The sequence below is a fragment of the Dyadobacter sp. BHUBP1 genome, assembly GCF_050587785.1.
GTDB lineage: Bacteria > Bacteroidota > Bacteroidia > Cytophagales > Spirosomataceae > Dyadobacter.
The window spans coordinates 1-21,780 of the sequence record NZ_JBOBIH010000012.1; the positions used below are offsets into that span (position 1 = coordinate 1).

General features: G+C 43.0%; 22 protein-coding genes. 10 read left to right on the forward strand and 12 right to left on the reverse strand.

The window, feature by feature from the left end:
• Positions 1 to 206 precede the first annotated feature (206 nt).
• A complete protein-coding gene (locus tag ACQ4MZ_RS28835) occupies positions 207 to 1,304 on the forward strand; it encodes a hypothetical protein (RefSeq protein ID WP_430851152.1) in 1,098 nt (365 codons plus the stop codon).
• Between the two features lie 73 nt (positions 1,305 to 1,377).
• Positions 1,378 to 1,719, forward strand: a complete 342-nt coding sequence (locus ACQ4MZ_RS28840) for a DUF6799 domain-containing protein (RefSeq protein WP_430851154.1) — start codon at positions 1,378 to 1,380, stop codon at positions 1,717 to 1,719.
• Between the two features lie 37 nt (positions 1,720 to 1,756).
• Here ACQ4MZ_RS28840 and ACQ4MZ_RS28845 read toward each other — a convergent pair whose 3' ends face one another.
• The 8 genes from ACQ4MZ_RS28845 to ACQ4MZ_RS28880 all read right to left on the reverse strand — a co-directional run bounded on the left by ACQ4MZ_RS28845 (position 1,757) and on the right by ACQ4MZ_RS28880 (position 10,332).
• Positions 1,757 to 3,010, reverse strand: coding sequence for a hypothetical protein (locus tag ACQ4MZ_RS28845; RefSeq protein ID WP_430851156.1), 1,254 nt, complete (start codon positions 3,008 to 3,010; stop codon positions 1,757 to 1,759).
• Between the two features lie 1,072 nt (positions 3,011 to 4,082).
• On the reverse strand, positions 4,083 to 5,117 hold the full coding sequence (arsB, locus tag ACQ4MZ_RS28850; RefSeq protein WP_430851158.1) for an ACR3 family arsenite efflux transporter: 1,035 nt from the start codon (positions 5,115 to 5,117) through the stop codon (positions 4,083 to 4,085).
• A gap of 13 nt (positions 5,118 to 5,130) precedes the next feature.
• Positions 5,131 to 5,628 carry a GNAT family N-acetyltransferase gene (locus tag ACQ4MZ_RS28855; RefSeq protein WP_430851160.1) on the reverse strand — a complete coding sequence of 166 codons (498 nt, stop codon included), beginning with the start codon at positions 5,626 to 5,628 and terminating at the stop codon, positions 5,131 to 5,133.
• Positions 5,628 to 6,041: an arsenate reductase ArsC gene (locus ACQ4MZ_RS28860; RefSeq protein ID WP_430851162.1), complete on the reverse strand. Its 414-nt coding sequence runs from the start codon at positions 6,039 to 6,041 to the stop codon at positions 5,628 to 5,630. The genes ACQ4MZ_RS28855 and ACQ4MZ_RS28860 overlap by 1 nt, the downstream gene beginning before the upstream one ends.
• Before the next feature lie 19 nt (positions 6,042 to 6,060).
• A complete protein-coding gene (locus ACQ4MZ_RS28865) occupies positions 6,061 to 6,621 on the reverse strand; it encodes a DUF6428 family protein (protein WP_430851164.1) in 561 nt (186 codons plus the stop codon).
• 55 nt (positions 6,622 to 6,676) lie between these two features.
• Positions 6,677 to 7,006, reverse strand: coding sequence for an ArsR/SmtB family transcription factor (locus ACQ4MZ_RS28870; protein ID WP_430851166.1), 330 nt, complete (start codon positions 7,004 to 7,006; stop codon positions 6,677 to 6,679).
• 328 nt (positions 7,007 to 7,334) lie between these two features.
• Positions 7,335 to 9,542: an erythromycin esterase family protein gene (locus ACQ4MZ_RS28875; RefSeq protein WP_430851168.1), complete on the reverse strand. Its 2,208-nt coding sequence runs from the start codon at positions 9,540 to 9,542 to the stop codon at positions 7,335 to 7,337.
• Positions 9,543 to 9,714: 172 nt separating this feature from the next.
• Positions 9,715 to 10,332: a recombinase family protein gene (locus ACQ4MZ_RS28880; RefSeq protein ID WP_430851170.1), complete on the reverse strand. Its 618-nt coding sequence runs from the start codon at positions 10,330 to 10,332 to the stop codon at positions 9,715 to 9,717.
• A gap of 144 nt (positions 10,333 to 10,476) precedes the next feature.
• On the opposite strand from ACQ4MZ_RS28880, the gene ACQ4MZ_RS28885 reads away from it, so the two are divergent.
• The 7 genes from ACQ4MZ_RS28885 to ACQ4MZ_RS28915 all read left to right on the forward strand — a co-directional run bounded on the left by ACQ4MZ_RS28885 (position 10,477) and on the right by ACQ4MZ_RS28915 (position 15,787).
• On the forward strand, positions 10,477 to 11,901 hold the full coding sequence (locus tag ACQ4MZ_RS28885) for a Mu transposase C-terminal domain-containing protein (protein ID WP_430851172.1): 1,425 nt from the start codon (positions 10,477 to 10,479) through the stop codon (positions 11,899 to 11,901).
• Entirely contained in the window at positions 11,894 to 12,472 is a 579-nt protein-coding gene (locus tag ACQ4MZ_RS28890) for an AAA family ATPase (protein ID WP_430851174.1), read from the forward strand. Before ACQ4MZ_RS28885 ends, ACQ4MZ_RS28890 begins: the two co-directional genes overlap by 8 nt.
• Positions 12,426 to 12,704, forward strand: a complete 279-nt coding sequence (tnpA, locus tag ACQ4MZ_RS28895) for an IS66 family insertion sequence element accessory protein TnpA (RefSeq protein WP_430851176.1) — start codon at positions 12,426 to 12,428, stop codon at positions 12,702 to 12,704. The genes ACQ4MZ_RS28890 and tnpA overlap by 47 nt, the downstream gene beginning before the upstream one ends.
• Positions 12,704 to 13,045: an IS66 family insertion sequence element accessory protein TnpB gene (gene tnpB, locus ACQ4MZ_RS28900; protein ID WP_430851178.1), complete on the forward strand. Its 342-nt coding sequence runs from the start codon at positions 12,704 to 12,706 to the stop codon at positions 13,043 to 13,045. The genes tnpA and tnpB overlap by 1 nt, the downstream gene beginning before the upstream one ends.
• Positions 13,046 to 13,093: 48 nt before the next feature.
• The gene (tnpC, locus tag ACQ4MZ_RS28905; RefSeq protein ID WP_430851305.1) at positions 13,094 to 14,602 is read left to right on the forward strand and encodes an IS66 family transposase; all 1,509 of its coding nucleotides are present in this window, start codon (positions 13,094 to 13,096) and stop codon (positions 14,600 to 14,602) included.
• A 26-nt stretch (positions 14,603 to 14,628) separates the two neighbouring features.
• Positions 14,629 to 14,988: a hypothetical protein gene (locus ACQ4MZ_RS28910; protein ID WP_430851180.1), complete on the forward strand. Its 360-nt coding sequence runs from the start codon at positions 14,629 to 14,631 to the stop codon at positions 14,986 to 14,988.
• A gap of 154 nt (positions 14,989 to 15,142) precedes the next feature.
• Positions 15,143 to 15,787 (forward strand): recombinase family protein, encoded by a 645-nt coding sequence (locus tag ACQ4MZ_RS28915; protein WP_430851182.1) that lies wholly within the window; start codon positions 15,143 to 15,145, stop codon positions 15,785 to 15,787.
• Positions 15,788 to 16,240: 453 nt separating this feature from the next.
• On the opposite strand, the gene ACQ4MZ_RS28920 is transcribed toward ACQ4MZ_RS28915, so the two are convergent.
• From ACQ4MZ_RS28920 to ACQ4MZ_RS28935, 4 genes are all read right to left on the reverse strand, one after another.
• On the reverse strand, positions 16,241 to 16,924 hold the full coding sequence (locus tag ACQ4MZ_RS28920) for an MAE_28990/MAE_18760 family HEPN-like nuclease (RefSeq protein ID WP_090386004.1): 684 nt from the start codon (positions 16,922 to 16,924) through the stop codon (positions 16,241 to 16,243).
• Positions 16,925 to 16,957: 33 nt separating this feature from the next.
• On the reverse strand, positions 16,958 to 18,022 hold the full coding sequence (locus ACQ4MZ_RS28925; protein ID WP_430851185.1) for a DUF262 domain-containing protein: 1,065 nt from the start codon (positions 18,020 to 18,022) through the stop codon (positions 16,958 to 16,960).
• Positions 18,012 to 19,097, reverse strand: coding sequence for a DNA cytosine methyltransferase (locus ACQ4MZ_RS28930; RefSeq protein WP_430851187.1), 1,086 nt, complete (start codon positions 19,095 to 19,097; stop codon positions 18,012 to 18,014). The genes ACQ4MZ_RS28925 and ACQ4MZ_RS28930 overlap by 11 nt, the downstream gene beginning before the upstream one ends.
• Positions 19,098 to 19,479: 382 nt before the next feature.
• Positions 19,480 to 20,448, reverse strand: coding sequence for a hypothetical protein (locus tag ACQ4MZ_RS28935; RefSeq protein WP_430851189.1), 969 nt, complete (start codon positions 20,446 to 20,448; stop codon positions 19,480 to 19,482).
• 359 nt (positions 20,449 to 20,807) lie between these two features.
• Between ACQ4MZ_RS28935 and ACQ4MZ_RS28940 the strand changes: the two genes are divergently transcribed.
• Positions 20,808 to 21,521: a hypothetical protein gene (locus tag ACQ4MZ_RS28940; RefSeq protein WP_430851191.1), complete on the forward strand. Its 714-nt coding sequence runs from the start codon at positions 20,808 to 20,810 to the stop codon at positions 21,519 to 21,521.
• Positions 21,522 to 21,780: the final 259 nt, after the last annotated feature.

Consider the following 21,780-nt stretch of genomic DNA (forward strand, 5'->3'; position numbering starts at 1 on the left):
ATTTGCTGTCTGCTTGGTGGCGTACTTTGCCCAGGAATAAGTGGCGTACTTTGGGAGGAATCGTGGCGTACTTTGGAGAGGAATATCCAAGCAACAATCACTAGTGCCTTTAAATCTTTACTAAGTTAGTAAAAATTAAGGCAATACACCTTACTATTTTATATAACGAATGCTGTAAAAACGGCTCCATTTTACAATTGACAACCATGAACATATTTTTAGCTAAGCTTGGACTATTGATTGCCCTTCCCGTCTTTCTGATTTTTCAAACAGATCTGCCCAAGCCCGGCCCGGCGGATGCTGAATATAATTTAGGTACGGGTAGCCAACCTGAAATCGCTATTGATCAGAAAGGAACAGTCCGGATTGTATATGGGGTCAAAAATGGCGATCGGAGGGACTTGTATTTTGTATCCTCAAATGATGGGGGGAAATCCTTTTCCAAGCCTTACCTGTTAGGCAACTTTTCAAAAATGGGCCTTGGTATGGGCCGCGGACCCCAAATTGTAACAACAGTAGCGTATACAGTTGTCACAGTTGGTGACCACAATGGCGATTTGTTTTCAATGCGGCTTACCAATGCAACTAATCAATGGTCTGCCCCTGTGAAGGTCACTGATATGGATTCCACTGCCAAAGAAGCGCTCTCTGGCCTGAGTGCAGGTAAGGGTGACGATGTATATACTGTTTGGCTAGACACGCGGCTGGGAAACAATAACCTGTATGGGTCACTTTCTAAGGATGGCGGATTGAGCTGGGAAAAAAATCAATTGATTTATAAAGGCGAGCAAAAAGGGATTTGTGACTGCTGTAAGCCTTCCGTTTCTTTTGATCAAAGCGGCAGTATGTATGTCATGTTCCGCAACAAGCTTGATGGGGCTCGCAACATGTACCTGATCAGCTCCAAGGACAATGGCAAGCATTTTGGCAAAGCCCAAAAACTTGGGACAGGGGATTTTATGATTGATGGCTGTCCTATGGATGGCGGCGACCTGGCAGCTGATGAAAATGGGAAAGTTACCACGGTCTGGCGGCGCCAACTGGAAGTTTATGTAGCCGAGCCCGAAAAGCCGGAAATAAAACTGGGTGTTGGCCGTACCCCTGTCATTTTGCAAACCGGCAAGGGGCCTGCAATTGCCTGGCAACAGGATGGGGCTATTCAATTTCGCCGCCCTAACGGGCAAAAGACCGTTTCGATAGGGAATGGCCAATATCCCAAGCTTGCCATGATGGCTGATAAAAAAACCTCAATTTGTGTTTTCGAACGTGATGGACAGATTTTGGTAAAACCTCTTGTATTGTAAATTTCGATTGCAAAGAATACAGTGGCATACTTATTGAACAGTATTTCATTACAAATTTTAACCACCGAGAACAATGAAAAAATTACTTGCCTTTGCGGTAGCAATTCTTTTATCCTTTAGTGTGTATGCACAGGATAAAGAAAAGAAAATGGACAAGATGCATGCATCTATGAAAGATTGTGTGATGATGCACGATGGAAAGATGATGGTCATGAAAGGCGGTAAGATGACTGCTATGACCGAGGATATGACGCTGAAAAACGGTACGATGATTATGAAAGATGGCACGGTAATGATGAAAGACGGTACTAATAAACCGCTTAAAGAAGGGGAAGGGGTCTATATGGATGGAACAATGGGTAAGATGGACATGGACATGAAAAAACACAAGGCAAAAAAATCGGGTACCAGGTAAAAACTAGTTTTTTTCCATACGTCTCCCCGTTATATACTTAGTCAACCGTATGTAACGGGGCTTTTTTTGCAATTTTGCCCATGATCTGGTGGCTATCACCGAATTTACAAATAGAGTCGCAGTGTTTTCTTAGATCGGAAAACAAAATGTATTTAAGTAAAACATTATTACTCTTAACAGAAGGGCGTGACAATTGAAGGCATACATCTTTTTCACGGTGGTCTGGTACAATTAAATAGAATGTTTCATCACCATTTGCTATGCTATAAGACAAATCTGTTAACCTTAGAATACCCGAATATATAGACGTACTTTTTTCAACTTCAAATGCTGCTAATACATTACTGGTCCCCTTTTCAAACCAGAGCACATCAATTAATTTAATAGTATTTCGCGCTTCTGCATCACATTTTATTTGAGGAAAGGTGGCCTGACATAAAAATGAGAATTTGTGGCCATCAAAACTTCTGGATTGATCATTAGTAGCCGGAAAAGCGTCGTAACCTAATGCTTGCCCAATTTTAAGGAGATGGTACTGCATTTCCGTATGCAAATTTTCATCCTGACGTTCTGCTTGAAGTTGAGATTGCCGTTTTTCTATCAGTTTTTCAAGTCTTTGACGTTCTTCGACTGATAAATATCCATCCATACCCAAGATCATTTTCTGGGTACCAATCTCAAATAATAATCCTGAAAATGCTCCTAAGTCCGTTGACAATTCATGACAGTGCTCCTTATTTGCTTTAAGTATAACCTCCCGGATTTTTAAATATTCAGACCAGGACCCGAGCTTCTTTTTGTCTTTATACAAATAATTAAACCCATTCAGGATGGCAGTATTAAAAGGAGGTATAAGTGTGGGGTGTAGAAAATACAAAATATTAGCAACAGAAGGACCCAATCCCTTGATTTTCAATTCATCTAACCGGATGATTTCTCTGATTAATTGTTCTTCTTTGCTTGCATTCAGGCAGTTTTCAAGAAACTGGCCAAAAGCCTTTTTATTGGATTGGTTTTCGTAAATGTCAGGTATCCTAAGTTTGGGCTTCCAATAAAAAGGATGCGCAGCACCTTCAAAGACTTGTTTTTGCTCGGTGATACAGTTTAATACAAATTCAAGAGAAGACCCCCGGAAATCATTTGGAAATTTGCCTTGTTTTATATCTGCCACAATTTGCTGTACGCCCCGTCGAATAGAGCGGAATGCCTTTAAACGTTCTTCATTATTAATAAACCAGGTTTGATACACTGATTCTGGATCAGACTTATACTGATTAATAATGTTGATCATATTTATTCCTGATACAGTTGGAGTGTTCACTCAAATTAAGAAAATATTCGTATAGCGATCAAGTTTCTCCGTAATGATCCAATTCCTTTGTGATATTTTAGGATCAGATAACCTAGTCTGTACAGAGCCTGTTTGAAAAATCGGATTGGGGGGATGGATGATAATTTATTTGACCCGCTCTCAAAGGATGGGAGCCTAAGCAGAAAAAAACTAATTTACTACAAGTTGAACAAAAGAATGTATGACTATTACAAACCTTTCGGTGCAATTGGTAAATGGTGTCCTGAATATTTTGTTCCGTATCAAGCTTAACAACGGTGCACGGAACATGTATGTGATCAAGCTCGAAGAACATTGGTGAGCATTTTGACGAGCGGAGAAAATGGGAAGTGGGGAATTTCTTGATTGATGGATACCACTTGATCGAATTTAGCTGATGTAAGTGGAAAGTTAATTACTGTTTGTTGACAACAGATGGACGTGTATGGCTGAACTCTCAAAAACTAGAAGTAAAAAGCAGGAATGGCCATACCCTGTAATTTTGCAAACCATCGAAGGTCCGGTGATAGGATGGAATCGGAAAATGGGTAATACAATTTTAAAGTCCGGATGGCGGGAAAAGAATCGCCAATTGTATTACTTGGTGCCTTTGCCAGCCTACCGAAAACAAAAAAGGTAGTAGGTAAGCTGGGCAAAGGGCTTAATTTTCTAACTAATCAATAGAAACAAAGTGTAGGAGGATAAGATTAAAAACGTTGAGAATCAGCGAAGATATCGTCTTACAGTTGCTTTCACAAGCTTACGATATTAAAGTTTTGTGAATAATAATAATGGGATTACGCATTGTTTGGTAGCTCAGATAAATGGCTTCTCGAAACAGTAGGCGATCGTCAGTCATCGCCCACTAGATAGATCAAGTACTGCACGTGCAATTGGGATCTTGATGGTTTTTGTAACCGCTTGTGAATGTCTAAATATTCGGTGGTTTTTCTGTACCGCAATCGTCTCGGAAGAGCATTTATAGGTTAGGGCGCCTAGTTATGTTAAGATATCGCTCGAAAACCTCTATAACTCACTTAAGAAATGCCTCCCTTTGTCGTTTAGCGAAATTGACCATCAGGATCAATACCGGCACTTCGATCAGCGGCCCGATCACCGCCGCAAATGCAGCTCCGGAATCAATGCCGAATACGGCAATAGCAACCGCAATGCCCAATTCAAAATTATTTCCGGCGGCCGTGAATGCCAGTGAGGTGGATTTTGAATAATCCGCGCCTGCCCGTTTCGAGAGATAAAAGGCAGAAAAGAACATGATGACAAAATAGATCGATAGGGGAATGGCGATGCGCAGAACGTCCAGCGGGATGCTTACAATCAGATTTCCTTTTAGGCTGAACATTACTACTATTGTAAACTGCAATGCGATCAGGGTAATGGGGCTGACGGCCGGTAAAAATTTCTTCTGATACCAGTCTTTACTAAACAACCTGGTCAGCACTTCCCGCGAAATAATCCCGGCCAGGAATGGGATGCCAAGATATATAAAGACACTCTGCGCTACTTCTCCAATGGTAATATTTACCTGGAACCCTTTTAGCCCAAACAATGGCGGTAGCAGCGTCACGAACACATAGGCATATACTGAATAAAACAACACCTGAAATATGCTGTTGAATGCAACCAGCCCGGCAGCATACACGCGGTCGCCGCCCGCAAGGTCATTCCAGACGATCACCATTGCAATACAACGTGCAATGCCGATCATAATCAATCCAGTCATGTACTCCGGTTTATCAGGCAGGAATAACACCGCGAGGCCGAACATGAGCAGCGGCCCCGCGATCCAATTTTGCAGCAGTGACAGGCCAAGAATGCGGGTGTTCCGGAATATCTGCGGAAGTTCAAAATAGCGCACCTTCGCTAGCGGCGGGTACATCATCAGGATCAGCCCAATGGCCAATGGCACATTGGTCGATCCGGAATTAAATTGATTGATAAAATCGGGTGTGCCTGGGAAAAAACATCCGATGGACACACCCAAAATCATGGCAAGGAAGATCCAAACCGTCAAATAACGGTCAAGAAATGAAAGCCGCTTTTCCTTCATAGAATGTTTGTGATTAATCATTGCCAACTGCGGAGCTGCGTCGTTCCAGCAGTATCACATCGCGCCAGATCCCATTGCGTTTTCCAAGCTTTTCACGGTAGCCGACTTTCCGGAAACCCTGCCGCTCGTGAAGTGCAATGCTCGCTTTATTTTCCGGGAATATCTGCGCTTGCAATGTCCAGAACCCCAGCTTTTCGCTTAATGGCACCAGTTCTGATAAAAGCGCCCGGCCGACACCGTGTCCGTGATATTCCGGGTGAATATAAATGCTTGTTTCAGCCACGCCGCCATACACGCACCGGCTGGAAACAGCAGATAGGAATGCCCATCCAATAACCTGACCGTTTTCATCGGCCACAAGCTGCGGTTCAGCAAGGAACTTCGCTTTCAGCCCATCAACTTCCGGCGCCCCGGTTTCGTAGGTCGCATCACCGGTATCAATGCCCAGCTGGTAAATCTGTTTTACCTGTGGCCAGTCCAATGCAATAAGTGGGCGAATGGTGAGAGCCATTATGCACGTAGTTTTTGATTGATAAATTCGCGGCTGTACTCTTTGATTTCATCCCGAACCCTACGGAATGAAGTTACCCGGTCTTCACCCGGCGTATGGCCTGGATCAGAAAAGCTATGGTGGATCAGCTCACCGGCAGAAGGGAAATAAGGGCACTGCTCGCGTGCATTATCGCAGACAGTGATCACATAGTCGAAGGCGATGCCGGTATATTCGTCGGCATGATTTGACGTGTGATGTGAAATATCAAGACCATCTTCTGCCATGACCTGAATGGCCACCGGGTTTACACCTTTGGGATCTACACCGGCGCTAAACACTTCCGCGCGGTCGCCTGCAAAATGCTGTAAATACCCTTGCGCCAATTGGCTGCGGGCTGAATTGCCCGTGCATAATACTAAAATTCGCTTCATAGTGGTAATTGATTTATAATTAGCAGCAGCCAGAACCTGGTTTGCAAGCGGCTGCATCGGCTGCAACAAGTTCCAATTCTTCTTTTTCAGGAGCCGGACCACAACATGATGCAGCCGCAGGACCTGTCCCGCATGCCTGATCACGCGTTAGTGCTTTGCACTGCGTAAAGTCTGGAACTAGATTGACAATGAAGCTATCACCTTCCGGCAAAAGCTCTCCGGGATACATTTGGCGCGTATCGAATTTTGAATTGCCAAACTCGATCTTCACAACCGCATTCGGATTAAGCGGTAACGACTTTTCGACCAGGTTCACGATTTTAAGTGCTTTGCCGACTAACATCGAGCGCTCGGTGTCAGTTATCGGGGGCTCCCAGAGCTGCAAGATTACCTCCGTCCAGCTATTCATTACGCCACCACAATCTACCGAAACTATCGGTGCCTGTTTGATCTCGGTGATGTGAAATGATCGGTCAACAAACTTGCCTGCTTCGTATTGGAATTGCAGGTGCAGATCCGGATTTTGTTCAAGCGTGCTTTTAAAAGCCTGCCAGGTCATTGGATTTAATTCATTCATCATAGCCTGTATTGTTATAATGTAATATTACGATTGATTTGATCAAAAAAACACCCGCTTAGTTACAGCAGGTCACTCCCTCAAAAGATTCCAGGATAGAGCCGAATGCTTGCCGCGCTTCTTCCCACACCGGGGGATTGATGCAGTAGCAGACACGGGGCGGGTTGATCTCTCCCTGAATAAGGCCGATCCGTTTCAACTCCTTCAAATGCTGAGAAACCGTCGCCTGGGCAAGTTCGAGTTCATCGACCAGGTCGCCGCAAACGCAGGCTTTACGTGCAATTAGCAGCTGCAAAATTGCTACCCTTGCCGGGTGCGCAAATGCTTTGGCCAAATCCGCAATGCGGTTCTGTTGCTCAGTGAATATCTCTGTTTTCGTAACTCCCATAATGCAAACATAATCGAAAAACATTACATCGCAATATTACGATTAAAAAATCACCAGATTAATTGATGTATAACCTGAGGTTATAGCCAGCAAACCCAAATTTATCCGGTCGTTTTTCTGTACACTGACACCTGACTGTGGCAGGACGATTTTTACATGTTAATTTCGAATATCTTTTGCAGTAATTGTTCACAGTTATTTTGCGGCCTTAGACCTCGCTGCACGCGTTAAAGATTTGATTGCCATCAAATTGCGCTGACAAAGCTAGGGTCATTTTTCAATAGTTTCCTAAGCCCCTCGTAGTCACAATGTTTGGGTGAATATGGAGCTAGGGGATCCTACTCAGTCCGGTTGTAGGTGTTGAACGCTTTATGTAAATTAAGGCATCAAAACTAGTAAGGATGCCCTGCCTCTCAAAGTTATCGGAAGCTTCTGCTCCCGTCTGACGCAGGTAGTTACGTTCAAATAACCACTTATTTTGCTTTTGAAGAGTGATGTTCTCTAAGTCGAGATATAAATTTTGCAGGCCCGAAGATTCAATCAAATACTCGTAGCTTCCTGGAACTGGTTTTTTGGCTGCGACATTGTTAATGGATTTTCCATACAGTGCTCGGTATGTGCCTGAACCTAATGCCATACCTACTGCCTTGTAAGTACTGCCATACGTTTGTTTAAGCCACCTTCCCATGGGCTTCGCCGGTTTGTTCTCTTTGCTAATATGGGTATTATGAGCCCAGAGAATGGTTTTCAACTTTGGACGCCCGCTTAAATTACGATGGATATTCTCGGCAAGACAGACATCCCTGTATGCGTTTGCATTTGCCGCATAACGTAATATAAAGTTTTGTTTTAGTAGTGACAGATACGTTTGGATAGACGAGTTCAGTTCAAGCGAGCCGACATCCTTCCAACCAATTTTCATGTCTTCGACATTATTCTCTAGTTTCATGACCAGGCCAAGTAAAGTATCTTTTTGAGATTGTTGTTTTGAGTGCTGGGCCGGTCTATTGATGGCAATGTTCCTGATCTTAGAAAGAATATTCAAAGCAGCCGAATCTGAAATCGACCTTCCAAGTGCATCTATAATAGTGTTTGCGTTTTGCATGTCAATGCCAGCAAAAACTACTTTGTCCTGGGGATTATTGGCATTAAACATCCGAATCCATTCTAGCAGGTCTTGCAGTTCCCTTGTTTGCCACGTCCAGTACGAAAGTTGGCGTAACACATCGCGGGAATCCCCCTTTCCGGATGTAAGGTAAGTGTTGACATTTTCTGCTGCTACTTGGTCTGCTTCCAGGATCAGTTGGCGAAACCCTAACTGCCCAATGCAGTAACGGATTATTTTGGCTTTCGTCTCAAATAATTCGTGAGAGCCATGTGTGACTTCTCCAAGACCCAATATACGGACATGTCGGAAGGCATTGGCAAGAGAATGTAGATCCTGATCAGTAGCACTTTCAATATTTATATCGAAGCTGTTTTCTTTGAGCCAAAGGGTCTCTTCCTCCGACAAGACGGTATCAAGCGTAGCGTTGAAAGGGGTTAAGACTTTGCCATCCGCAAGCAGCTCAATATCAGATATACATACGGCGGTGGATTCGCCACTCAGTATACCAAAAGATGCGGACTTCACGTAGCCAGTTATTGGAATATCTGTGTCCAGCATAAATGCTCCGCTTTGACTATTTTCTGGGTTTATTAAAAACTCCTGATATCGGTATCTTTCGCTATATACAGAAACGTCTTCGTAGGCTAGAAATGCAATGTAAAATTTCAATGGCTTTACAAAACCGTCTTGCCTGGTATATTTACCTTTAATCTTCAGCTTCTTACCCCATAAAGTGTCGATTGAAAAATGACTAAGAGTTATATCTCGGACGGATGACGAAACTTGGTTTTTAGCACCGAGTGCAATTGGGCTGTTAGCGACATATGTGGCGCTATCCAAGCAAATAGTTTGGCCAATGATATTGGGTTGATCCCCATCTGCTAGTGGAGCAGTTCCTGCAAGTGGAAGATCTTCATAAGCTTTATCATTGATCAATATCTTCATATCATCAATAAAAACATCCCCCGTCCCCTGCACGTACACCCCAACAGCAAATTTGTCAGCTAAACGGTTGACAGGGATTTTAGTCTCAACTTTTTTCCAGTCATTTTCGCGTTGGCTTGAATCAGTTTTTATTGAATAGCCCAGCCTTTCTCCCGTATCAGACAGCACAGACCCGTATAAACCCAGCTTTCCCTTAAATCCTTTGGTTTTTGTCCAGACACTCAACGTGATAATCTGGTCGCGAAAAAGCTCTATTGGAAAGGAACGTGTGTAGAAAAAGACCGACTCCTGGACGTTATTGTTTTTCATGTCAATCCGAACAGCGCTTTTCCCATTATGTCCCTCGGTGGAGTCTAGAAGGATCTTGAAATTGGGACTTTTCTTTATATTCCAAAAAAGGAAGGGATCTATGCCCTTTTCCGATTTTTCAAAAGAGAGATTTAACTTATTTTGACCTTCTGCCTCTATCAGGTTGAGTGTCATTATTAGCAGTGCTAAACAAAATCCATGGTTTATTCGCATGCGACAGGCTATTTATGAGCTGTTTGTAAGAATCCTTGCTAATAAAACAGGAACGTGATATTGCCAAAAAGAGTATTTGGCATATGAGCGTAAGTGTGGTTCCAGGATTTCAAGATTGAAAGGCAAAAATTACTTATGCCACTTTGCCGTATCTTCTAACACTGTTCTTTTTAATCCAGTTAGATAAAGTGGCCTCCGTCACGCGGTAACGGTTAGCAATGTACTTCTGACTCGAACCGCTGAGTAGCAGAGCTTCGATCTCGGGCCTGAACTGATCAAGTTTACTTTTACCTGGCCCTGTTGGTCGACCAAGCTTTATCCCTGAGAGCTTCTTCGCAGCTAGTGACTCCTTTGTCCGCTTACTGATCAGGTCTCTTTCGATCTCAGAGGCCATCGCAAAAACCATAGCCATCACTTTGCTCTGGATAGAGTCGTCCAGTTGCCACCCACCTTTGACTGTATAAATTCGAATACCCTTCTGCATAGCAATCGAGATAATCTCCATCACCTCAAGCATGGATCTGCCAAGTCGGGAAAATTCACTGAGTAAAATCACATCCCCTTTTTTAAGCTCGTCCAGGATCGGACCGATTTTACGGTTGCGCCAGGACACTTTCCCGGAAACCTTTTCCTGAACAAACTCGACCCGGCCTAAATTTTTCTCATTAGCCAGGTGCAGTATGTCGGCCTTGTTCTTTTCGAGGTCCTGATCTAGGGTAGAGACACGCAAATAGGCAATATTTCGGGGCATTTTTGACCAATTAGATAAAAACGTGATTGGATGATTTATTTTATAATTATAACGATATAATATTGAAACATTATTGCTAAATTATCCTTACCGTTTATATGAACGTTTATTTTATAACAAATAAACACTTTTTTGGGTCTAGGTATGGGAAAATTTTCCGCTCTCGAAAAATTTAGAATTCTCGACCTGAATCTTCACGATGGCGTTCCTCTTACCCGTGTCGCTGTCGAATGCGGAGTACCAATACGGACACTGCACCAATGGAAGAGAGAATTTATAAATGGTGGTCTGGATGATCTTGGATCCAAGAAGAGACGAGACAAAGGGCACCACCGCGTACTTCCCGACGAACTTAAAAATATTTGCAGGGCATATGCGCTTCGAAAGCCGGCACTGACCATTAGAGCGATATTTCGAAAAATGTGTGAGCATGCGATCGAACAAAGCCTTAAACCACCCTCGTATACCACATTATATAACTTCATTAAAGAAATCAATCCGGGCCTCATGACCCTGGCACACTTTGGTGTAAAGGCCTATCAGCAAAAATATGAACTGATATACCGGAGGGAATGCCAGGCTCCAAACCAGATATGGCAAGTGGATCATTCATTACTGGATATAAACTTGCTTGACGACAATGGTAGCGTTCGCAAGCCTTGGCTCACTATCGTGATCGACGATTATAGTAGGGCTGTCTGCGGTTATTTTCTGTCCTTCGATGCACCTTCTTCAATTAACACCGCTTTATGCCTCAGGCAGGCAATATGGAAAAAGAACAAATCTTCCTGGCCAATGTGTGGGATACCTCGAATCCTGTATACAGATCATGGGACCGATTTCATGTCTCTACATATAGAGCAGGTTTGTATTCGGTTAAAAATCCGAATGATCAATTCAATGGTGGGGAGACCACAAGGAAGGGGGAAAATCGAGCGCTTCTTTGAAACCGTTCAAGAATGCCTGTTACCTGATGTGCCCGGCTACGTTCATCATGGAAAGCAAATGTCCAATCCCAAACTAACTATTAGAGAACTTGATGAAGTCATCCAAGAGTTTATCGTGACAGACTATCATCAGCAACGGCATAGTGAGATAGATGAGGCTCCGTTACAAAAATGGAGTGCTAACTGCTTTCTACCACAGTTGCCAGAATCAATCGAAGATCTGGATCTGTTACTAATGACAGTGGACAAGACCAGGTGCGTTCAGCGAGATGGTGTCAGGTTCCAAGGCTTCCGGTATGTTTCAACTGTTTTAGCCGGGTTTGTCGGAGAGACAGTAATAGTTCGTTATGATCCGAGGGACCTGGCCGAGATCAAGATATATTTTAACGATAAATATCTATGCACCGGAATCTGCCAGGATATTGCGGAGAGAGTTATCAGCCTGAAAGATATTCAAAAAGCGCGAAAGGAGATAAAAAGTCAACTTTTTGATGAGATCCGGCAAGCCAAGCATATTCTGAAACACATTCAGAAGGGCAACAGCGAGCCTTTGGTAACCGAGAGCAAAAGAGTGCGACGGGAGCCAGCTACCACGAAGCTTAAACTTTACGAGAATGAATAGTGAGCCTCATTCCGCCAGCTACCACGGCATTGATTTTGTTGATACAAAAGAGTACAAGCGCTTCGTAGAATTTACCGAAGCATGTATGGAATACCGTTACATCGGTATCTGCTATGGAGAACCAGGAGTCGGAAAGTCTTTTGCCGCCGAGCATTATTTAAACTGGGATGACCAGATTGTTGTTAGCAGTTTTGTCGAACATTTGCCGTCGACAATTATCGAGAAAGTCGAGAACTGTCGTGGTGTTTTAATGATAGCGCCCGTAGTGAATTCACCCAAAATTGTACAGGACAGAATAAAAAGAGGTATTGAAGGATTTGGTGTTGCCCGTGACCGGATGCGCGGAGAGACGAATATTGTTACGCTTATTTATGATGCTCCAAAATTATGTCCCCTAGTTGTTGTCGATGAAGCAGATAGGCTGGATATCAAATCCTTAGAGCAGTTGCGCGGTATCCAACCTATTAAGTGCATATTTCTTAGCAGCGGCCACCTGATTACTTTTGGCAAAAACATAACCCATTATGGATCAGTCGGAAGAAATGTTCAATCTAGTAAGGCAATGGCGTAAAAGCGGCCTGAGCCAAAGTGAATTCTGCAAGCCGCACGGCATCACGGTAGCTAAATTCGGCTATTGGGTCGGAAAGGAAAAGTTGGTTGAAAAAGGTGCAGGATTCGTTCGTATATCCGCCCAGCGCTCAGCCACCGACAATGCTTATGAAGTCATTTATCCAAATGGCGTGAAGGTAAATTATCAGGGCTGTGATCTGACGGTGCTCTCTGAGTTGATCCGGCTTTACTGATGTTTAGCCTGGGTTCATCCCACCAATATTATCTGTACCGCGCAGATTGTGATATGCGCAAAGGTTTTGATGGACTCTGCGGCCTGGTAGATTCCGAGTTAGGTAGAGTAGCCACCAGTGGCGAAGTATTTGTCTTTCTTAACCGAAGACGGACCCATCTGAAAATGCTGCATTGGCAGCCGGGAGGCTTTGTGCTTTATCATAAAAGACTGGAAAGTGGCACCTTTCCCTCCCCTAAAAAGCACACAACCGGAAGTATCTCTTGGAGCGAGCTAGTACTGATGATCGAAGGAATCCAGGTACTGAAAAGCAGTCGTAGAAAGCGTTTTGTTTTACCGTAATAAGTGCGCTTCATTAGCTCAAAAGGCGGTTTTTTTGTACATTTAGGTATGCAAACGGCCCCGTTGGAAACGCTGGATAAAGACCAACTGCTCGCTCTTTTAGAAGAACGGGATCAGCAGATATCTGGTTTAACCCAGCAGAACGCATACCTGGAGTCCCAAGTAGAGATGTACAAACGGATGCAGTTTGGTCAGAAGCGGGAACGCTTCGAAGGCGACCCTGCCCAGATTGCGCTTCCCTTTGAAGCGACTACCGAACAGGCCGCTGCGCAAGAAGAAGTCTTGCAGGAAAAAATCAGCTATGTCCGTAAAAGGCCCAACCATAAAGGCCGTGCGGCACTGCCCTCGCATTTACCCGTCGAAGAAATCCATATCTACCCTACAGGTGATCTTTCTGAAATGATATGCATCGGCAAAGAGGTTACCGAGGAGCTCGATTATGAGCCTGCCCGCTTTTTGATCAAAAGATACATTCGCTATAAATACGCTGCCAAAAACGGAGAGGGTGTAAAGATTGGCCCGCTCCCGGAACGGGTTATCGATAAAGGAATACCTTCTGCCGGACTGCTGGCCAGCATTTTAACCGATAAATACCAAGACCACCTTCCACTTTACCGGCAAAAACAGCGGTTTGCCAGGGAAGATATCCAGATCGCATCTTCAACCCTTGAAGGATGGACCAAAGAAGCGCTGATCAAGCTGGAACCGCTTTATGAGCAACTGGTCTTTGATATGAAATCGAAGGGCTATTGGCAGGTGGATGAAAGTCCTATTAAAGTACTGGAAAGTGACAAGAAAGGCGCTTGCCATCAGGGATACTATTGGGTCTACCACAGTCCTTTGGATGGTGTCGTTCTCTTTGATTACCAACCGACAAGAGGCTCAGCAGGAGCGAAATCGATGTTGGAAAGCTTTAAGGGCTATCTACAGACGGACGGCTATGCAGTTTACGAAAAGCACGGAAAACGGAAAGATGTTATCCATCTTGCTTGCTGGGCGCATGCGCGTCGGGAATTTGAACGGGCCCTGGACAACGACAAAACCAGGGCGCAAAAAGCACTATTGATGATCCAGCAACTGTACGCTGTGGAGCGGAAAGCCCGCCAACTGATGCTGGATGCTGTTGAAATCAAAGAGCTGCGGCTAACAGAATCCCTTCCAGTTATCAACGAGCTGGGTAAATGGATCTTCGAACAAATTAAAAGTACGCTCCCAAAAAGCCAGATCGGAAAGGCGATGCAGTACAGTTACGGCCGTTGGGATGCACTCAGTGCCTACTTATACGACGGAAATCTGTTGATCGATAATAATCAAATCGAAAATTCTATACGCCCGTTGGCCCTGGGCCGGAAAAACTATTTATTCGCTGGCTCACACGAAGCAGCACAGCGGGCTGCTATGATCTACTCCTTCTTTGCTATCTGCAAAAAACACAACGTCAATCCCTACAATTGGCTAAAAAACACTCTACTAAGCATCTCCACAATCAATCATAAAAACATAACTGACCTGTATCCGCAACACTTTAACAAGGTTCACCAATTAACAAATATGTAGTTGATAGGCCGGATACGTTGCGCGACATGTATGATGAATACAAATTTGGGTTGGTTCTAATCGGTATGCCGGGAATTGAACGAAGGTTATCAAGATATCCGCAACTGTATTCACGAATCGGGTTTAGGCATGAATTCAAGCACCTAAGCCAAGATGAGATGAAATTCATTTTGGCCAAACTCTGGACAAAAATAGGGCTGACATGCTCTGAAGACAATTTCAATGATGTTGAAGCTGTTAACACCTTTATAAGGATCACCAACGGAAATTTCCGTTTGATTGACAGAATGTTCAGTCAAATCAGCCGGATTTTGAAAATCAACAACCTTAATTCCATTTCAAAAGAGGTAGTTGATGCTGCAAGAGAGTGCCTTGTAATAGGGTGAGATGGTAGGCAATGATGCTCGTTAAAACACTGCAAAACAATTCTAAAACTCACAATTTTTACATCTGATTGCGACCAAAAAGAGTTCATTTTAGTGGTACATGGAATCAAATTACAGTATATTTCGAGAATAGAGGTTAAACTGTAATTTTAAGATGATTTTTGGTTACGTACGAGTTTCAAAGAGTGAGCAGAACCAGGACCTGCAATTTGATGCACTCCGGAAGGCGGGTTGCGAAAAGATTTTTCATGAGAAGGTGTCCGGCGCATCCAAAGAGAGGCCGGAGTATGAAAGGATGGTTTCAGAATTACGGAGGGGGGATGTCATTGTGGTCTGGAGAATCGACCGTTTGGGACGAGCCACTTATGAGCTTATCAAACTGATGGTCGAGTGGAAGGAGATGGGCGTAGACTTTCGAAGCATTTCTGAGGGCATAGACACTTCGACTAAAATGGGAAGGCTTTGGTATATGCTCAGTTCCGTATTTGCCGAAAACGAAAGAGAAATCTTGATGGAGCGAACTTTAGCAGGAATGGAAGCCGCGCGTGCTAGGGGTAGGGTAGGAGGCAGACCCAAGGGCCTAACTAAGAAGTCTAAGAACCTTGCTAGTTTAGCAGCGACCTTGTATCAAAGCAAAAAATACACCACGAAACAGATTTGTGAACAGTTAAGCATCGGCAGTAAAGCAACTCTTTATAATTATTTGCGGCATGAAGGGATTGAAATTGAAGGTTGGCGGAGAGTGCGACATCTTCCTTCCACTGAAAGCTTACATTTCTCTATTGCTGATGTAAATTAATCTATCAATCGTGTAAATATTCATTTAGGCAAGACTATGACACATTCCACATGTCCCAGTTTTTCTATTGGGTTAGATTTTTATGAAATCATGGCTTTATCACAAGCTGACCTATCTCAGGTGCTCGCGCGGTCATCAAGGGAGGAGATCATTGATTGGCTGCAATGGAACGATCCTAACGGAGTTTATAGTGACGAGCAATCAAGAAAGGAATTTGGCGAGGTTTTATCTAAAGCCGCTGCGACCGAAATAATATTGAGGGTAATCAAAGACGTTTGACTACCCTCACTGAAACAAACCGCATAATAATTATCCTTGCCCTGGGAGTTGCCATTAACATTTGGCAGTTTTCTTATAAAGTTACGATACTCTTGAGTGTTACCAGATAGTTTGAACACGCTCTATGTTCCAACAAATATTTAGTCATGTGCTTCACTGGGTGATCCGGCCAACTTACGCTACTGCGGGAACCAAGTACTCTTTATTTGAAATGTACTCGTCAACATTGATTAAGAATGAACTCATGTATCGTTTCAGATCTCTCAGCATGAGATTCAATTGCGCACTGCTGTATTCCCGACCTACTTCATCAAACGATTTATTTCCATGGGCGAGGTCGTTTCGGTTGGTTTTAATTGGGAGAAGTTGAGAGCCATCGCCTCGGGGATTTTTGATACCGTAGTCTCTTGTTACTTCGCGTATTTTTTTCGCGTCGAGATTTCCAGAGAATAGTTCATTTTTGTCGAATGTTTTGACTACAATGTCAACAGAGATGCGAGAAAGAGCTGGTACTGCTTTATCAATGCTTGCCCGCTTCAAGTTTGTTAAGACTATTTTCCTGACCTCGCGTCTGCAAAGATCGAATTCTACTGTATTGGAACCAAGGTCGTCGAATATTGCCTGAATTGCATTTTTAGTAGTAGACTCAACAACATTGTACATCAAAAGAAAGCAGCTCGCTTTCAACGTTTTAATCCAAACATCTTTATCGATCGCAGGTAGATGCCCCGCGGCTGGCGCTGGAGATAATTCTATCGCTCCATCGTCTAACCGAGTGACATGTGCAAAATAATTTTCCACTTCTCTTATGCGGGTGTCGAAGTCGTTCAAGACATCAAGCATTGCGGCAGTTGGCATTCTTGGAATCGTTTTTATGTTTAATCTTACTGCCTAACCGGCAATTAATTTATCTCTTACAAACTCAATGCGACGAATTACTTTAGGACGTGAGTTACTCGCGTCAGATGTGACTAATTCTTTGAATTCTCTACTTGCAAGCCAATTTACAGATGCTGGATTAAGATTGGGATTCTCTCGAAGTGCAAGAGCTACTCCCACTGCTATTGCCTCAAATCGGATTCTAGGAGTTCTTGAATGCTTTGAACTTTTTACAAATCCATGAGGGAAGTAATTGCTGACAAATGTTAGCATTCGATTGAACTCATCTAGCATATTCTGTTTGAGAGTGTCATCAAATATTTTTTCAGTGTTTTTGATCCATTCGTTGAGAAAGTCTCGAACGGATCTTTCAAAAGTTTGATATCCATCCAAATAAGCGAAAAAACGAAGCACGAACTCCTCTCGTTCTCTTCTCTTTTCTGATGTTTCTGATAAAGGTGCAAGTCTCTTAAATAATGGAATTGAGGCACATTCTTCAAGGAGGTCGATTAACGGGCCGTCATTAACTCCGCGCCTTACCTCCATGTCTTTAAGTATATCGCTTCCTGTATTGATTCTTTCAAATATATCTCGTCGTACTTCTTCATCGGCCTTGTTTGTAAGCTCAATCATTCGCATTGTCCGTCGACCAAAGCGCCGCTGACGTGATAATAATAAATCGGAAAATGTGAAATCGTTCAGAGCTTGTAGCTTTTCTAAACCTACCAGTCTTAATTCGTCTTGTAAAAATGCGGCCAATGTTCGAATCCTTTGTGACCCATCAACTATTTCCAATCGACCATCACTTTTTTCGGTATCGGCGACAAAAATGTATGGAACCGGCAGACCAATCATAACAGACTCAATGAATTTGGATTGACGTTTCGAGTCCCATGAGAAATCGCGCTGATAGTCAGGTATATACAGTTCGTTTTCGTCAGTTTCAATGCCTGTCAAGTACTTTTGCACGACAATCTCAACTGGATATTCCTTTGTATTGTAGTCGACTACTCGCTCTTTCTCGATAATTTCTCGTTCGGCGAGTTCTTTTAATGCTATATCCTTGTCATTTGCCATTGTTTTCTACCTTTCTAGAAGATTTCAGTGTCTTTAAATGCATTATTATACTTTGACCGATTACTTCACCTAACTTTGGCGGAACAGCGTTTCCTATTATTCGGCCAATTGTCGAAAACCTGGCCTTTTCTGCGTCACGAGCAAGTTTGTATGATGGTGGGAACGATTGGAGAATGGCCCCTTCCCGTAGAGAGATTGCTCGATCCTGGTCGGGATGACCGAACCTCCCATTTCCAAAACCAAAATACTGTGTTGTAATGGTTGGTGATGGTTTGTCCCATTCCATACGCCCATACACGCTAACGTATGTTTGTCCACTTTTTTGGCGGTGGCAATCAGAAACCAAATCATCATCCCAGTCACGCCAAGTCCCTCCCGCTTTTGACGCCCTTATTCGTTTAAGATTTATATCTGATAGTTTCGAGCTTATATGAAATGGATCAATGCTTGATTTTTCACCAGCTTCAATGGGTGACAAAGAGCCGATCGCAGATCTGACAGTTGGGTATTCTTCTGGTTTAAACTGAGGCGGCATTAACTGAATGTCGCCAAAGCGGGACGCAAGCAAGACAAGTCTTTCTCTTTGCTGGGGGATTCCGTAAGCAGGGCAATAAACTTTTCTAAAACTAACATGATAGCCGACTCCGGTCAACTTCGCGACAAATTCGTTGAACACGGGGTGTGATGCAAGTTCTGGAACATTTTCCATGCTTACGATGTCTGGCCAAGTTTGCTCAATGATTTTCCCGAATGATCGTACGAGAGTCCATTTTTCATCACTTTTTTCACGGGCTGACCTTGCATACTTTGAAAAGTATTGGCACGGGGCGCAGCCGACGAGAATTTTGTAGCTGTTTGGCTCAAATAGTTTTTCTATATCTTCGATCGCTAAGTCGTTGATATCTTGTTCGAAAAACTGGGTGCCGGGATTATTTTCCTCATACACATATTTGCAATGAGGATCAATGTCAAAACCGGCAACAACTTTTAAGCCTGAAGACCTTAGACCGAAGGTTAGCCCTCCGGCACCGCAAAATAGGTCTATCGTGCTCGTATTCAAATCTTTATATTTCACTTAGTTGTAATCGTGTTACTAGACAATGTGTAAATTTAGTAAAACTTGAAGCGACAATATAGGGTGAGCGAATGATTGAAGATCAGATTTAATTTAATCATTCGGTTGACAACGCTGCTGAGACATCAGACTTGGCAGTATGATAAGACTCTTTTGTGTCGTAGTCCCTTTCTACGAATTTGTATTTGGTAGTGTAAGAGTTTAGTCGATAAGGTGATATGGACTTAGTTTATTTGAAAAAATAGGAGGACGTCATGTGGTTTCTCGACGACGCGAAAAAATATGCGTGAGGACATGGGGTGACGTCGATAATTGGGAGCCGCCGATATCCTTGTGACATCATGCCGTATGATAAGTAAACATTAGGTTGTGTACCCGTTAGTTAATCAGATTCACTTCCTGCGAGGACTTGCTGAATTAACTTTTCCCGCTGAACTATTGCCCAAATCAGGATACCATTTTTGATCATTATGACACGAACTTGATCGTCACTATACTTCGTGCGTGCTGAGGGGCTATGCAAACCACTCAGTACTGCATAATACTGGCAGAAGGAACTTACATGCAGCCCGCCAATTTCTTCCACGATGTCAAATTCAGTCTTCGTAAAAAATGCCTTCAATTTAAGCTTGATACCTGGCTCCTTGCTTATATCAAATTTGTTATCAGCATGTTGCTGAACGTCAAGCGCCGATATGTTCATAACTTTATTTGCTAGATATTCTATAATTGTGCGGATTGATATGAAGCAGTGCCTAACACGATCAGGATTGTTGGATGCTAGTGAGATGACTGCCCCTTCCCATAGAGGATACAGGTCGGAATCAAGGTGTATTCTCAAAGCATTTGAAACAACTTCAAGGTAGTTGGCAGAAAATTCTTCCTGGGGGCTAAAAAGCAGATTCCCATCAATTGGTAACTGCATGTTGGCTGTTTCCAGCTCACACAGCAACGACAAGTGAAAATGGTAGTTCTCTCGGTACCCTCGATCCACTTCTACCCAGTCAATATTTTTGAACGGTGCGACAGCGGCAGCAATTGACTCCTCCATTCTGCGCTGTATATCCTTGATTTGAGTGCGAAATGGCGTTGAGTCACCCATTGTTGACGATATAGCGTCTTGCACTCGTTGATAGGAATCCGCCACCTGCTTAGTAAACAAATTAGCATCACGCATAGAAATTTTAAATGCGGCAACCGCCTCATACATGGCCCTTTGGCCTGCGGTAATGCTATCGACGTCAAGCCGGTATTGACCAACTTTTGAACTTAGCTCTCTCGCTACCTGTGAATTAAGATTTAGCTGTCTAAATTTTTCCTGTAAAGCGAGCATTTGTTGGTACGGGTTCATTGCGACATTACTTTTGATGGACGTTAACGATGAAGCACAATTATTTGCTACTAGTGAGACCCTAGATTCCAGAGTCTTCCAAATTATCCATCGTCAGGGAGAAATTTTCCCTTAAAGTAGATCCAGCCCGCAGCCGACATTCGAGTTCTATAACTTTTCTTGAAGGAATTCAATTTATGGACTTTTTGCCTTCACCAGCTTTGCGATTTGAGTGGAAAGTTCTGAAAGGTCATGGGTCAGCCACCTTACTTCTTTGTTTGCGAGAGAAACCCGAATCCATACCCATCATTGCAAGCTGCCAACTTTGAAAAGTCACCAACGCTCCGTAGTATAGTGTTTCAGTATAAAAAACCTCCTTTATGGATTATTTATTTGATTTTCTAGGTGAGAACTGGTGGCAGGGTATCGGGGCAATACTGGCTGTCGCTGCTTTAATCGTAGCGATCCGGCAAAACAAAAAGAAAAGGCTTTCCTATCAGGTCCTATACTCGGAACCGTTGGTTGATATCGCCAATCAGGTGAAAAATGATTTAAAAATCACATACAAGGATCATGTGGTGGATCAACTCAATATTTTAACGATCAAGATAATCAACAATGGAGGTGTTTCAATTCGTCAAACTGATTTCGAAAATATGATAGAATTGAAAATCGAAAATGCTAAAACAATAATAAGTTATGGATTTTCAGACACTTATCCTTCAAATTTAAATACTTTGATAAATCACAACAACGGCCGGCTATTCATAGCGCCTTTGCTATTAAACGCGGGGGAATACTTTACGATTCAGACAATATTCGACGGGCTTGATAGAAAATTCACCTTAACTGCCAGGATTGAAGGAATAAGTGAGATCAAGGCATTGGTTAACCGGCCATTTCCCAAGTATACGGTCGGAATTATGGCGATCATGATGTTTCTTGTTATACTCACGCAAGCAATACTGGAAGCATTAAATGCCGCTATCAAACTGAATTGGTATCTTGATTATGTTTTTACGTTTTTGATCACAATTGCAGGCCTGCATCTGGCTCAGGAGTTTTTCTTCAGATGGAAAAATAAACTGAGGTAAGAACGCAACATGAAGACCTATAAATCTCGGAATCCAATTCCTAATGTTACAAATTCTATTTAACATAAGAAAAGTTATGTAACAATTTATAAATATGAATATATATAGTAAAATGGCTATTAACTATGGGTAATATTGTATTATTACTGGTTTGTATTAATACGATAACTATCGTATCTATGGGTGCTTAACTGATGCTATTCCGCGAAAGACGCAATTCTTGTTATCGACCGAACAATGTCAAATGCGAGCAGCATTG